This window comes from Pseudomonas sp. BRM28 (assembly GCF_002939405.1).
Lineage (GTDB): Bacteria > Pseudomonadota > Gammaproteobacteria > Pseudomonadales > Pseudomonadaceae > Aquipseudomonas > Aquipseudomonas palmensis.
In genome coordinates this window covers 4,342,575-4,355,376 of the sequence record NZ_PEFV01000001.1, presented here as the reverse complement: position 1 = coordinate 4,355,376, position 12,802 = coordinate 4,342,575, and the positions used below count along the sequence as shown (strand labels likewise).

Below are 12,802 nucleotides of genomic sequence, written 5' to 3'. Positions count from 1 at the left end.
AATTGCCACCCTGCAACAACCTTGATCACATTTTTACCAGGAGAACAACGTCATGGCCGCAAAACCTGACCGCTCCGCGGTACAAAAAACATACCCTGGCGGTACAGTGCCCAGCTTCCAACCATTTCGCCAATTACGCTAAACACTAGTCCGTGTGGGCCCACCATACTCAAAGCCGCGCATTGCGTTTCCGGCCCTCAGAACTTCACAATCACATCCCCAAACTGGCCGCATACACCCCCGGCGTCTTCCCATAGTGGCGCTGAAACAACCCGATGAACGCCGACACCGAGTCATACCCCAGTTCATTCGCCAGCCGAGTCACGCTCATGCCCTGCGCCAGCAACGGCAATGCGGCCAGCAAGCGCAGGCGCTGGCGCCATTCACGGAATGAAAGCTGGGTCTGCGCCTGAAACAGGCGCACCAGGGTGCGCCGCGATGCCCCCACCTGCTGCGCCCATTGCTCGAGGGTGCGGTTGTCCCCAGGCTCGGCCTGCAGTGCATCGGTGATCCGGCGCAGGCGCGGGTCGCTGGGCAGCGGCAGGCTGAACGGTGCTTCGGCCAGCCCCTGCAACTCGTCCACCAGCACCTGCAGCAGGCGCGCCTGCGGCCCGTCGTCAGGGTAGTCGGCGGGAAAGTGGCTGACCCGTTCGATCAGCTCGCGCACCAGCGGCGTCACCTGCAGTACCGCGCAGTCACGGCGAGCGCCCGGCAGCACCGCGGCATCCAGATACAGCCCGCGAAACGCCAGCGCCTGCTCGCTGAACGCCGTGTGCTGCACCCCCGGCGGAATCCACAACGCGCACTGCGGCGGCAGCAGATAGCTGTGGCGCTCGGTCAGCACCTGCATGATCCCGGCGCTGGCATAGGTGAACTGCACCCAGTCATGGCTGTGCATCTGCACTTCATAACCTGCCGGTATGCCGAACATGCGCCGCTGCACCGGGCGCGAAAGCGCCAGCGGTACGGGCGGCACCTGCGGTATCTGTCCCGCTTGCGGCATCAGCTGTCCCCTTTGCTCAAGTGAGCCAAAAGTGCCGATGGTAGCCTGCGCCGCGACCCGTTGCACAACCTGATCGGAGACTTATCGATGAGCACCCATGTACGTCAAAACCGCCTGACCATACCCGCCATCCAGCAGCGCAAGGGCGCCGGCAGCCTGGTGGTGCTGACCGCCTACAGCCTGCCCATGGCCCGCTGGGTGGATGCCCATGCCGACCTGATCATCGTCGGCGATTCGGTGGGCATGGTGCTGTACGGCATGCCCAGCACCCTGGGCGTGACCCTGGACATGATGATTGCCCATGGCCAGGCGGTGATGCGCGGGGCAGAGCGCGCCTGCGTGGTGGTCGACCTGCCGTTCGGCTGCTATCAGGCCTCGCCCGAGCAGGCGTTTGTCAGCGCCGCCCGGGTGCTGCGCGAAACCGGTGCACAGGGCATCAAGCTCGAAGGCGGCGCCGAAATGGCCCACACCGTCGAATTTCTGGTGCGCCGTGGCATTCCGGTGATGGCGCACGTGGGCCTGATGCCGCAGCAGGTCAACAGCATGGGCGGCTTCAAGGCCCAGGGGCGGGATGAACAAAGCGCAACCAAGGTGCGCGACGATGCCTTGGCCATGCAGGCGGCGGGGGCGTTCTCGGTGGTGCTCGAGGGCATCGCCGAGCCGCTGGCCCGCAGCCTGAGCGAAGCGTTGCACATCCCCACCATCGGCATTGGCGCATCCCCTGCGTGCGATGGGCAGGTGCTGGTGACCGAGGACCTGCTGGGCCTGTTCGGCGAGTACCAGCCGCGCTTCGTCAAACGCTATGCCGAGCTGCAACCGCAGATCGAACAGGCACTGGAGCACTACGCCCGCGAGGTGCGCAGCGGCGAGTTCCCGGGGCTGGAGCACTGCTTCAAGGCCGCGCCCTGATAGCACCGGCGTGGACAGTGGGTCGATTAGCTGCCTTAATCGGCCCACTTCCCAAGCGAAAGAAACGATCCCTGTCCATGCCCACCCGCCCTGTCGCCCTCGATGAAATCGACCGTCAACTGATCGCCGCCCTGCAGATCAACGCCCGCGAAAGCGTGGCCATGCTTGCCCGGCAACTGGGCATTGCCCGCACCACCGTGACCTCGCGCCTGGCGCGCCTGGAGAAAACCAACGTCATCAGCGGTTACGGCGTGCGCCTTGGCCAGCGCGTGATCGACGGCGGCCTGCAGGCCTATGTGGGCATCACCGTGCGCCCCCGCTCGGGCAAGGAGGTGGTACGCCGCCTGAGCGCCATGGGGCAGATCCAGCAGTTGTGTGCGGTCAGTGGCGAGTTCGACTATGTGGCGTGGCTGCGCAGCGATTCGCCCGAACAACTGGACCAGTTGCTCGACCAGATCGGCAGTGTCGAGGGCGTGGAGAAAACCACCACCTCGATCATCCTCAGCAGCAAGGTGGACCGCGGCCAACCGGTTTGACATGGGTTAGCGGGGAACAGATAGGGCCCTTCGCTGGCAAGCATGCTAACGGTGCTCGCAAACCTGTAGGAGCCGGCCTTGCCGGCGAAGGCATCACTCTGCTCAAGCATCCCGTCACAATGACAAAAATCCCCACAAAACGACGACACTCTGCATCTTAATAACCAACACCCTCCCCTCGTAGAATGACCGCCAGCATTTCCTATACTCAAGCTCCGCTCCCCGCGCAGCCCTGGCAAGGTCTCCCATGAACAAGAACAATCGCCACCCCGCCGACGGCAAAAAACCGGTCACCATCTTCGGCCCGGACTTCCCCTTCGCCTTCGACGACTGGATCGAGCACCCGGCCGGCCTGGGCAGCATTCCCGCCGAGCGCCACGGTGAGGAGGTGGCCATCGTCGGTGCCGGCATCGCCGGCCTGGTGGCCGCCTACGAGCTGATGAAGCTGGGCCTCAAGCCGGTGGTGTACGAGGCGTCGAAAATGGGCGGGCGCCTGCGCTCGCAGACCTTCTCCGGCGCCGAAGGCATCGTCGCCGAGCTGGGTGGCATGCGCTTCCCGGTGTCTTCCACGGCCTTCTATCACTACGTCGACAAGCTGGGCCTGGAGACCAGACCCTTCCCCAACCCGCTGACCCCCGCCTCCGGCAGCACGGTGATCGACCTCGAGGGCCAGACCCACTACGCCGAAAAACTCAGCGACCTGCCGGCACTGTTCCAGGAAGTGGCCGATGCCTGGGCCGATGCGCTGGAGGATGGCGCACGCTTCGGCGACATCCAGCAGGCAATCCGCGATCGCGACGTGCCGCGCCTGAAGGCACTGTGGAACACCCTGGTGCCGCTGTGGGACGACCGCACCTTCTACGACTTCGTCGCCACCTCCAAGGCCTTCGCCAAGCTCAGCTTCCTGCACCGCGAAGTGTTCGGCCAGGTCGGCTTCGGCACCGGCGGCTGGGACTCCGACTTCCCCAACTCGATGCTCGAGATCTTCCGCGTGGTGATGACCAACTGCGACGATCACCAGCACCTGGTGGTGGGCGGTGTCGAGCAGGTGCCCCTGGGCATCTGGCGGCATGTGCCGCAACGCTGCGCCCACTGGCCGCAAGGCACCAGCCTCAGCTCGTTGCACCGTGGCACGCCACATTCAGGGGTGAAAAGCATCGCCCGCGCCGACGATGGGCGCCTGGCCGTTACCGACACCTGGGGCGTCACCCGCCATTACGCCGCGGTGCTCACCACCTGTCAGAGCTGGCTGCTGACCACCCAGATCGAGTGCGAGGAGTCGCTGTTCTCGCAGAAGATGTGGATGGCCCTGGACCGCACCCGCTACATGCAGTCGTCCAAGACCTTCGTGATGGTCGACCGCCCGTTCTGGAAGGACAAGGACCCGCAGACCGGCCGCGACCTGATGAGCATGACCCTCACCGACCGCCTCACCCGCGGCACCTACCTGTTCGACAACGGCGACGACAGGCCGGGGGTGATCTGCCTGTCGTACTCGTGGATGAGCGATGCGCTCAAGATGCTGCCGCACCCGGTGGAAAAACGCGTGAAACTGGCGCTGGACGCCCTGAAGAAGATCTACCCCAAGGTCGATATCGCCGGGCACATCATCGGCGACCCGATCACTGTGTCGTGGGAAGCCGACCCGCATTTCCTGGGGGCGTTCAAGGGCGCCCTGCCCGGCCATTATCGTTACAATCAGCGCATGTACGCGCACTTCATGCAGCAGGACCTGCCTGCCGAGCAGCGCGGCATCTTTATCGCAGGCGACGACGTCTCCTGGACCCCGGCCTGGGTCGAAGGCGCGGTGCAGACCTCGCTCAACGCGGTATGGGGCATCATGAACCACTTCGGTGGCCGCACCCACGTCGACAACCCCGGCCCTGGCGATGTATTCAACGAGATCGGCCCGATCGCCCTGGCCGACTGAAAGGAGAGACCCATGCGCATAGCCCTGTACCAGGGCCAGCCCCACCCGATGGACGTGGCCGGCAACCTCGAGCGCCTGCACCAGCAGGCGCAGCTGGCGGCGGCACGCGGCGCCGAACTGCTGGTGTGCCCCGAGATGTTCCTCAGCGGCTACAACATCGGCAGCGAAGCGGTCGCACGCCTGGCAGAGCCGCAGGACGGCGCATCGGCCATGGCCGTGGTAGAAATCGCCCAGGCCAACCGCATCGCCATCGTCTACGGCTACCCCGAGCTTGGCGAGGACGGCCAGGTGTACAACAGCGTGCAGTTGATCGACGCCCACGGCAGCAGCCTGGCCAACTACCGCAAGACCCACCTGTTCGGCGGGCTGGACCGCGCCATGTTCAGCCCCGGCCCCGACCATTTCCCGGTGGTCACGCTCAATGGCTGGCAGCTGGGCCTGTTGATCTGCTACGACATCGAGTTCCCGGAAAACGCCCGCCGCCTGGCCCTGGCCGGGGCCGAGCTGATCGTGGTGCCGACAGCCAACATGCGGCCCTACGATTTCATCTGCCAGTTCACCGTGCGCGTACGCGCCCAGGAGAACCAGTGCTACCTGGTGTATGCCAACTACTGCGGCGCCGAGGAGCAGATCCACTATTGCGGCCAAAGCAGCATCATCGGCCCGGACGGCAGCCTGCTGGCCATGGCCGGGCATGAGCCCACGCTGCTGGTGGCCGACCTCGAGCTGCAACGGGTGCACGAAGGCCGCGCCAGCACACCGTACCTGCACGACCTGCGTGTGGAACTCCACGGCGGCCCGCGCAAGCACTGATTTATCCGCTAGCATGACGGTTCGCACGTTACCGGAGCCGTCATGTCCTGCGCCCACCTCACCCTGCCCAACGGCCTGCACGTCACCCTGCGCCATGCACCGCGGCTCAAGCGCTGTGCAGCGGCAGTGCGGGTTCGCGCCGGCAGCCACGATGCTCCCAACGCCTGGCCGGGGCTGGCGCACTTTCTCGAACACCTGTTCTTTCTCGGCAACCCGCGCTTTGCCATCGACGACGCCCTGATGCGCTACGTGCAGCGCCAGGGCGGCCAGGTCAATGCCAGCACGCGGGAGCGCACCACCGACTTCTTCTTCGAAGTGCCGGCTGCCGCCTTCGAGGGGGGCATCGAGCGCTTGTGTGAAATGCTCGCCAACCCCCAGGCCGACCGTGCGCAACAGCTGCGCGAGCGCGAAGTGATCCATGCCGAGTTCATTGCCTGGGCGCGCAACCCCGAAGCGCAGCGTCAGCACGCACTGCTGCAGAGCGTGTCGGCGCAGCATCCGCTGAGAAGTTTTCACGCTGGCAACCGCTACAGCCTGCCGGTACCCGACGCGGCCTTCCAGAGCGCCCTGCAAGCCTTTCACCAACGCTACTACCAGGCCGGGCAGATGACCCTGAGCCTGGTCGGCCCACAGCCGCTGGCCACCCTTGAAGCCCTGGCCATGCAGTACGGCGCCGTCTTCGCACCCGGGCAGCCTATCGAACAAGGCCCGGCACCGGCGCTGCAGCTTCGCGCTGCGCGGGTTGAACAGCTCCCCGGGCAACGGGATGTGCTGCTCGGCTATGAACGGCTGCCCGCCGGCGCTGCCCAGGCGATCGCCTTTCTCGACACCTGGCTTTCGGACACCCGCCCGGGCGGGCTGCTGGCCGCTTTGCGCGAACGGCGCTGGCTGGAGGATTTCAGTTTTTCGGCATTGCATCAGTTCGCCGCACAGGCACTGCTGCACGCGCGCTTCAAGCTCAATGACGCGGCACCTGCCGACCAGGTCGAAGACCTGTTCCGGGATTGGCTGAGCTTCTTGCGCGATGCCGACCTGACGGCGCTGAACAGCGAATATGCACGTATCCAGCAGTCACGCGCGCTGGCCGCCGGCGCCCTGGAACTGGCGCGCCGCGACAGCAGCGGCCAGCCATTCAGTGCACTCGACGCCCAGGGCCTGGCGGCACTGCAAGGCCTGCTCGAACCCTTCACCGAGCAAGCCCGCCAGCCCTGGCGACTGCCACCTGCCGAGCCCTTGCTGGCCGTCGGGTTCAGCGATGCACCCGCTACGCCGACACCCGCCGGGGTTATCCACAGCCCGGCGCTGCCGGCCGTGCGGCAGTACGGCTTGATCTACCTGCGCTGGCAGGTGCGCTCGGCGTTGCGCGCGCGGCTGTGGCGCGTACTCGAAGGTGCCCTGCGCCCACTGGTCGAGCGCGCCGCCCGCGCCTCGGTGGAGCTGCAATGGAGCGAGTGCGAGCACCTCTGGCAACTGCGCTGCGCCGGGTCACCGCCCGCCGTGGTCGCAGTCGTCGAGCAGGCATTGGCGCTGCTGCGCCTGCCTGCCGCCCAGGACTGGAGCGCAGGCCCAGGCACCGAGCCGGCGCTGATCCCGATCCGCCTGCTGCTAAAGCAGTTGCCGAGCTACATCGTCGGGCGTGACCCGGGGCCATTGCCGGCCTGCCTGATCGCCCAGCCCGAGCTGGACGCGCTCTGGCAGCATGCCCGCTGGCAGGGCATGACCTGCGGCTTCACCGAAGCGGTGCAGCCGGCGCTGAATGCGCTGCTGGCCCAGGTACCGGGACAGCCGGGCATGGCCGAGCCGATCACCGGCGATGCCACAGGGCCCTGGCAGCATGTGCCGCTGCCCGAAGGCGAGCACGCACTGCTGGTGTTCTGCCCCGCCTCGCCCGGCAGCGAGGCGGTGTACCGGCTGCTGGCGCATCGACTGCAAGGGCCCTTCTACCAGCGCCTGCGGGTGGAGCTGCAACTGGGCTATGCAGTGTTCAGCGCATTGCGCCAGGTGCAGGGCCATACCGGCCTGCTGCTGGGCGTGCAGTCGCCCAAGGCCGGCCCGGCACAGATTCTCGAGCACATGCGCTGCGTGGTCGCAGGCTTCACCCATGACCTGACCGATGATGCCGAGGCGCGTCAGGCCCTGGCGGCGCAGTTCCACGAACCGGACATGGGCAATGCCGACGTCGCCGAATGGGCCTGGCAGGCCCGGCTGGCAGGCAGCGACACCCCCAGCCTGGACACGCTGCGACAGCAGCTGCTGGCCGTCACCGCACAGCAGCTCGAACACGCCGCCCGGCACCTGTTCGACAACGCCCTGTACCTGGCCAGCGCCGCACAGGGCGGATTGTTACCGGCAACGCAACAGCCTTTCTCGCAGGTTTAACCAAACTGTCCATTAATTTTAGTAAGATGGCGCTACCCGGGCCGTTGTAACCCCTTGTTTCAAAGGGGGGCCTAAATATGTAGCCACCCGCCCCCAGACCTATCCGGAAGGAGTACTCCCATGTGGACCAAACCTGCTTACACTGACCTGCGTATTGGCTTTGAAGTGACCATGTATTTCGCAAGTCGCTGAGTCTGCTTGCGGTACAACGCCTCGGTCAGCCGGGGCGTTTTCATTTTTGGACGCAGCAGGAGTGGCCATGTACATCCAGATTCTAGGTTCCGCCGCCGGCGGCGGTTTCCCGCAGTGGAACTGCAACTGCGACAACTGCAAGGGCTTTCGCGACGGCACCTTGCGCGCCAGCGCACGCACCCAGTCCTCGATCGCGCTGTCCGACGACGGGGTGCACTGGGTGCTGTGCAACGCCTCGCCGGACATCCGCGCGCAGCTGCAAGGCTTCGCCCCCATGCAGCCGGCCCGCGCCCTGCGCGACACCGGGATCAACGCGATCATCCTGCTCGACAGCCAAATCGACCACACCACCGGCCTGCTCAGCCTGCGCGAAGGTTGCCCGCACCAGGTGTGGTGCACCGACATGGTCCACCAGGACCTGAGCACCGGCTTCCCTCTGTTCACCATGCTCAGCCACTGGAACGGTGGCCTGCAGTGGAACCGCATAGAGCTCGAAGGCAGCTTCGTGATCGAGGCGTGCCCGAACCTGCGCTTTACCCCGTTCCCGCTGCGCAGCGCCGCGCCGCCCTACTCGCCGCACCGCTTCGACCCGCACCCGGGCGACAACCTGGGGCTGATGGTCGAAGACCTGCGCACCGGCGGCAAGCTGTTCTACGCCCCGGGCCTTGGCCAGTTCGACGACAAGCTGCTGCAACTGATGCACGACGCCGATTGCCTGCTGGTCGACGGCACGCTGTGGGAGGATGATGAGATGCAGCGCCGCGGTGTCGGTACCCGCACGGGCCGCGAGATGGGTCACCTGGCACAGAATGGCCCCGGCGGCATGCTCGAGGTACTCGAAGGCTTCCCCGACCAGCGCAAGGTACTTATCCACATCAACAACACCAACCCGATTCTCGATGAAGACTCCGCCGAGCGCGCCGAACTGGCCCGCCGCAACGTCGAAGTGGCCTTCGACGGCATGAGCATCGAGCTGTAGGAGCCCCCATGAGCGAAGCCGTACCGCTTTCCCCCGCCGCGTTCGAGCAGGCCTTGCGCGCCAAGGGCGCCTACTACCACATCCATCACCCCTACCACGTGGCCATGTATGAAGGCCGCGCCAGCCGCGAGCAGATCCAGGGCTGGGTCGCCAACCGCTTCTACTACCAGGTCAACATCCCGATGAAGGATGCGGCGATCCTGGCCAACTGCCCGGACCGCGAGATCCGCCGTGAGTGGATCCAGCGCCTGCTCGACCACGACGGCGCCCCCGGCGAAGACGGCGGCATCGAAGCCTGGCTGCGCCTGGGCCAGGCCGTGGGCCTGGACCCCGACCAGCTACGCTCGCAGGAGCTGGTGCTGCCCGGCGTGCGCTTCGCGGTCGACGCCTACGTCAACTTCGCCCGCCGTGCCAGCTGGCAGGAAGCGGCCAGCAGCTCGCTGACCGAACTGTTCGCCCCGCAGATCCACCAGTCACGCCTGGACAGCTGGCCACAGCACTATCCCTGGATCGACCCGGCCGGCTACGAGTACTTCCGCACCCGCCTGGGCCAGGCCCGGCGCGATGTGGAGCATGGCCTGAGCATCACCCTGCAGCACTACACCACGGTGCAGGGTCAACAACGCATGCTGGAGATTCTTCAGTTCAAGCTCGATATTCTGTGGAGCATGCTCGACGCCATGAGCATGGCCTATGAACTGAACCGCCCGCCCTACCACAGCGTCACCAGCGAGCGGGTGTGGCACAAGGGGATCACCTTATGAGTTTCGACCGTTCGAAGACGCCGCACTGGCGACCCGGCTACCGCTTCCAGTACGAACCGGCGCAGAAGGGCCATGTGCTGCTCTACCCCGAAGGCATGATCAAGCTCAACGAAAGCGCCGCGCTGATCGGCGGGCTGATCGACGGCAAGCGCGATGTGGCCGCGATCATTGCCGAGCTGGACGTTCAATTCCCCGGTGTACCCGAACTCGGTGACGACATCGAGCAATTCATGGAGGTCGCCCGTGAGCAACACTGGATCGTCCTTGAGTGAGGTACCGGCCAAGCCCGCAGTCGGCCTGCCGCTGTGGCTGCTGGCCGAGCTGACCTACCGCTGCCCGCTGCAATGCCCGTACTGCTCCAACCCGCTGGACTTCGCCGAGCAGGGCAAGGAGTTGAGCACCGAGCAGTGGTTCAAGGTGATGGCCGAGGCGCGTGAAATGGGCGCCGCGCAGCTGGGCTTTTCCGGCGGCGAGCCACTGGTGCGCCAGGACCTGGCCGAGCTGATCGGCGAGGGGCGCCGCCTGGGCTACTACACCAACCTGATCACCTCCGGCATCGGCCTGACCGAACAGAAGATCGCCGACTTCAAGCGCGCCGGGCTGGACCACATCCAGATCAGCTTCCAGGCCAGCGACGAACAGGTCAACAACCTGCTGGCCGGCTCGAAGAAAGCCTTCGCGCAGAAGCTGGAGATGGCGCGCGCGGTCAAGGCCCACGGCTACCCGATGGTGCTGAACTTCGTCACCCACCGGCACAACATCGACAAGATCGACCGCATCATCGAGCTGTGCATCGCCCTGGAAGCCGACTTCGTCGAGCTCGCCACGTGCCAGTTCTACGGCTGGGCCAAGCTCAACCGCGCCGGCCTGCTGCCCACCCGCGCGCAGCTGGAGCGCGCCGAACGCATCACCAACGAATACCGCGAGAAACTGCAGGCTGCGGGCAACCCGTGCAAGCTGATCTTCGTCACCCCCGACTACTATGAAGAGCGGCCCAAGGGCTGCATGAACGGCTGGGGCAGCATCTTCCTCACCGTCACCCCGGACGGCACCGCACTGCCGTGCCATGGCGCACGCCAGTTGCCGGTACAATTCCCCAACGTGCGCGAACACAGCATGCAGCACATATGGTATGACTCGTTCGGCTTCAATCGTTTTCGCGGTTACGACTGGATGCCCGAGCCGTGCCGCTCCTGCGACGAGAAAGAAAAGGACTTCGGCGGCTGCCGCTGCCAGGCCTTCATGCTGACCGGCGACGCCAGCAATGCCGACCCGGTTTGCGCCAAATCGGCGGACCACGGGATCATCCTCGCTGCTCGGGAGGAGGCCGAAACCGCCACCCAGACCATCGACCAGATGACCTTCCGCAATGATCGAAACTCCCGTCTCATCGCCCGCGGCTGAGCGTTTCAGCGCACAACAGGCGGTTGCCGCCGGCACCGACTACGCCGAACTCAAGCGCAGCCCGCTGGGGCTGTTCTGGAACGAGTTTCGCCCCCAGGACGGCGGTTGCCGCATCTGGCAGTGGCGTGACGGCCAGGCCCGCTGCCTGACCCCCGACGGCTTCAGCGTGCGCAGCCGCGTCTACGAGTATGGCGGCGGCGGTTTCTGCCTGAGCGACGACGGGCTGGTGTTCGTCAACGAAGCCGACCAGCAGCTCTACAGCCAGGGGCTAGGCGGCGGGCAGCCGCAGCCGCTGACCCACGGCCCGTGCCGCTACGGTGACCTGCGCTGGGGCGCCGGCCAGGTGCTGGCGGTTGAAGAAGACGCCGATGTGCACCGGCTGGTATCGATCGCCGCCGGCACCCGCACGGTACTGGCCGAAGGCGCCGACTTCTATGCCGCTCCCACCCTCAGCGCCGACGGCCAGCGCCTGGCCTGGATCGAATGGAGCCGCCCGCACCAACCCTGGACTGCCACCCGCCTGCTGTGCGCCGAACGCCGCGATGCACACACCTGGGAAGCGCCGCGCTGCATCGCCGGCAGCGAGGCGCAACCGGAATCGCTGCAGCAGCCGCGCTTCGATGCCGACGGTCGCCTGTACTGCCTGTCGGATCGTGACGGCTACTGGCAACCCTGGGGCGAAACCCCGCAGGGCTGGGCAGCACTGCCGGCCGAGCGTGCCGACCATGCTGGCGCACCGTGGCAACTGGGCGCCAGCACCTGGCTGCCCCTGGACGGCGGCGGCTACCTGGCGAGCTGGTTCGAGGGCGGCTTCAGCCGCCTGGGCGTGCATCATGCCGATGGCACCCTGGAAGACTTCAGTGACGTCTACACCCGCTTTCGCTGCCTGGAGATCGACGACCGGTACCTGTATGCCATCGCCGCCTCTGCCGTCAGCACGCCCGCCGTCATCGCCATCGACCGCCACAGCCATGCCGTTCAGGTGCTGGCCGGCGGTGCGATGCCCTTGCCCAGCGAACAGGTCAGCCAGCCGCGCAGCATCACCTACCCCAGCGGCGATGCCCAGGCGCATGCCTTCTTCTACCCGGCCATGAATGGTGTCGAGGCGCCGCCGCTGGTGGTGTTCGTGCATGGCGGACCGACCTCGGCGTGCTTCCCGGTGCTCGACCCGCGCATCCAGTACTGGACCCAGCGCGGCTTTGCAGTGGCCGACCTCAACTACCGTGGCAGCAGCGGCTATGGCCGCGCCTATCGCCAGGCCCTGCACCTGCGCTGGGGCGAAGTGGACGTGCAGGATGCCTGCGCGGTGGTCGACTTCCTGGCAGGGCAAGGGTTGATCGACCCGACGCAGGCGTTCATCCGCGGGGGCAGCGCCGGGGGCTACACCACGCTGTGTGCGCTGGCGTTCCAGAATGTGTTCCGTGGCGGGGCGAGCCTGTACGGGGTCAGCGACCCGCTGGCGCTGACGCGCGCCACGCACAAGTTCGAAGGCGCTTACCTGGACTGGCTGATCGGCGACCCGCATCAGGATGTGCAGCGTTATCAGGCGCGCACGCCACTGCTGCATGCCGCGCAGATCAAGGTGCCGGTGATTTTCTTCCAGGGCGAACTGGATGCGGTGGTGGTACCGGAGCAGACCCGTTCGATGCTGGCGGCGCTGAAGGCCAATGGGGTGCGTGCCGAAGGGCATTTCTACCCGACCGAGCGGCACGGGTTCCGGACGGCAGCGAACCTGGCGCATGCGCTGGAAGAGGAGTGGAAGTTCTACCGGGAGGTTCTGTCACGGCCATTGCCATTGTAGGAGCCAGCCTTGCTGGCGAATGTCCCAGCGCGGTCTGAACCGTACAGGCCCATTCGCCGGCAACGCCGGCTCCTACAGGCGATGGCCGCGAC

At 66.2% G+C, this 12,802-nt stretch carries 12 protein-coding genes; 11 read left to right on the top strand and 1 reads right to left on the bottom strand.

Going from position 1 to position 12,802, the window contains the following annotated elements:
* Positions 1-211: 211 nt before the first annotated feature.
* Positions 212-1,003, bottom strand: a complete 792-nt coding sequence (locus CR917_RS20425; protein WP_054915965.1) for a helix-turn-helix transcriptional regulator — start codon at positions 1,001-1,003, stop codon at positions 212-214.
* Positions 1,004-1,090: 87 nt separating this feature from the next.
* On the opposite strand from CR917_RS20425, the gene panB reads away from it, so the two are divergent.
* From panB to CR917_RS20370, 11 genes are all read left to right on the top strand, one after another.
* On the top strand, positions 1,091-1,912 hold the full coding sequence (gene panB / locus CR917_RS20420) for a 3-methyl-2-oxobutanoate hydroxymethyltransferase (RefSeq protein ID WP_043863699.1): 822 nt from the start codon (positions 1,091-1,093) through the stop codon (positions 1,910-1,912).
* Between the two features lie 77 nt (positions 1,913-1,989).
* Positions 1,990-2,448, top strand: a complete 459-nt coding sequence (locus CR917_RS20415; protein WP_054915967.1) for an Lrp/AsnC family transcriptional regulator — start codon at positions 1,990-1,992, stop codon at positions 2,446-2,448.
* A gap of 247 nt (positions 2,449-2,695) precedes the next feature.
* Positions 2,696-4,378, top strand: a complete 1,683-nt coding sequence (locus CR917_RS20410; RefSeq protein WP_100634773.1) for an NAD(P)/FAD-dependent oxidoreductase — start codon at positions 2,696-2,698, stop codon at positions 4,376-4,378.
* Positions 4,379-4,390: 12 nt separating this feature from the next.
* Entirely contained in the window at positions 4,391-5,191 is an 801-nt protein-coding gene (locus tag CR917_RS20405) for a carbon-nitrogen hydrolase family protein (protein ID WP_054915968.1), read from the top strand.
* 42 nt (positions 5,192-5,233) lie between these two features.
* Positions 5,234-7,570 (top strand): pyrroloquinoline quinone biosynthesis protein PqqF, encoded by a 2,337-nt coding sequence (gene pqqF, locus CR917_RS20400; protein WP_104572864.1) that lies wholly within the window; start codon positions 5,234-5,236, stop codon positions 7,568-7,570.
* Between the two features lie 120 nt (positions 7,571-7,690).
* A complete protein-coding gene (pqqA, locus tag CR917_RS20395) occupies positions 7,691-7,762 on the top strand; it encodes a pyrroloquinoline quinone precursor peptide PqqA (protein ID WP_008365141.1) in 72 nt (23 codons plus the stop codon).
* A 67-nt stretch (positions 7,763-7,829) separates the two neighbouring features.
* Positions 7,830-8,741 (top strand): pyrroloquinoline quinone biosynthesis protein PqqB, encoded by a 912-nt coding sequence (gene pqqB / locus CR917_RS20390; protein WP_054915970.1) that lies wholly within the window; start codon positions 7,830-7,832, stop codon positions 8,739-8,741.
* An 8-nt stretch (positions 8,742-8,749) separates the two neighbouring features.
* The gene (pqqC, locus tag CR917_RS20385) at positions 8,750-9,505 is read left to right on the top strand and encodes a pyrroloquinoline-quinone synthase PqqC (RefSeq protein WP_054915971.1); all 756 of its coding nucleotides are present in this window, start codon (positions 8,750-8,752) and stop codon (positions 9,503-9,505) included.
* Entirely contained in the window at positions 9,502-9,777 is a 276-nt protein-coding gene (gene pqqD / locus CR917_RS20380; RefSeq protein WP_043863692.1) for a pyrroloquinoline quinone biosynthesis peptide chaperone PqqD, read from the top strand. The genes pqqC and pqqD overlap by 4 nt, the downstream gene beginning before the upstream one ends.
* Positions 9,749-10,909 (top strand): pyrroloquinoline quinone biosynthesis protein PqqE, encoded by a 1,161-nt coding sequence (pqqE, locus tag CR917_RS20375; RefSeq protein ID WP_043863691.1) that lies wholly within the window; start codon positions 9,749-9,751, stop codon positions 10,907-10,909. The genes pqqD and pqqE overlap by 29 nt, the downstream gene beginning before the upstream one ends.
* Positions 10,875-12,710, top strand: coding sequence for a S9 family peptidase (locus tag CR917_RS20370; protein ID WP_104572863.1), 1,836 nt, complete (start codon positions 10,875-10,877; stop codon positions 12,708-12,710). The genes pqqE and CR917_RS20370 overlap by 35 nt, the downstream gene beginning before the upstream one ends.
* The last annotated feature ends 92 nt before the right edge of the window (positions 12,711-12,802 follow it).

What these genes read in the sequence shown, in the direction of transcription:
- CR917_RS20425 (WP_054915965.1), bottom strand. Translation starts at nt 1,003, where the DNA reads ATGCCGCAAGCGGGACAGATACCGCAGGTGCCGCCCGTACCGCTGGCG.
- panB (WP_043863699.1), top strand. Translation starts at nt 1,091, where the DNA reads ATGAGCACCCATGTACGTCAAAACCGCCTGACCATACCCGCCATCCAG.
- CR917_RS20415 (WP_054915967.1), top strand. Translation starts at nt 1,990, where the DNA reads ATGCCCACCCGCCCTGTCGCCCTCGATGAAATCGACCGTCAACTGATC.
- CR917_RS20410 (WP_100634773.1), top strand. Translation starts at nt 2,696, where the DNA reads ATGAACAAGAACAATCGCCACCCCGCCGACGGCAAAAAACCGGTCACC.
- CR917_RS20405 (WP_054915968.1), top strand. Translation starts at nt 4,391, where the DNA reads ATGCGCATAGCCCTGTACCAGGGCCAGCCCCACCCGATGGACGTGGCC.
- pqqF (WP_104572864.1), top strand. Translation starts at nt 5,234, where the DNA reads ATGTCCTGCGCCCACCTCACCCTGCCCAACGGCCTGCACGTCACCCTG.
- pqqB (WP_054915970.1), top strand. Translation starts at nt 7,830, where the DNA reads ATGTACATCCAGATTCTAGGTTCCGCCGCCGGCGGCGGTTTCCCGCAG.
- pqqC (WP_054915971.1), top strand. Translation starts at nt 8,750, where the DNA reads ATGAGCGAAGCCGTACCGCTTTCCCCCGCCGCGTTCGAGCAGGCCTTG.
- pqqD (WP_043863692.1), top strand. Translation starts at nt 9,502, where the DNA reads ATGAGTTTCGACCGTTCGAAGACGCCGCACTGGCGACCCGGCTACCGC.
- CR917_RS20370 (WP_104572863.1), top strand. Translation starts at nt 10,875, where the DNA reads ATGATCGAAACTCCCGTCTCATCGCCCGCGGCTGAGCGTTTCAGCGCA.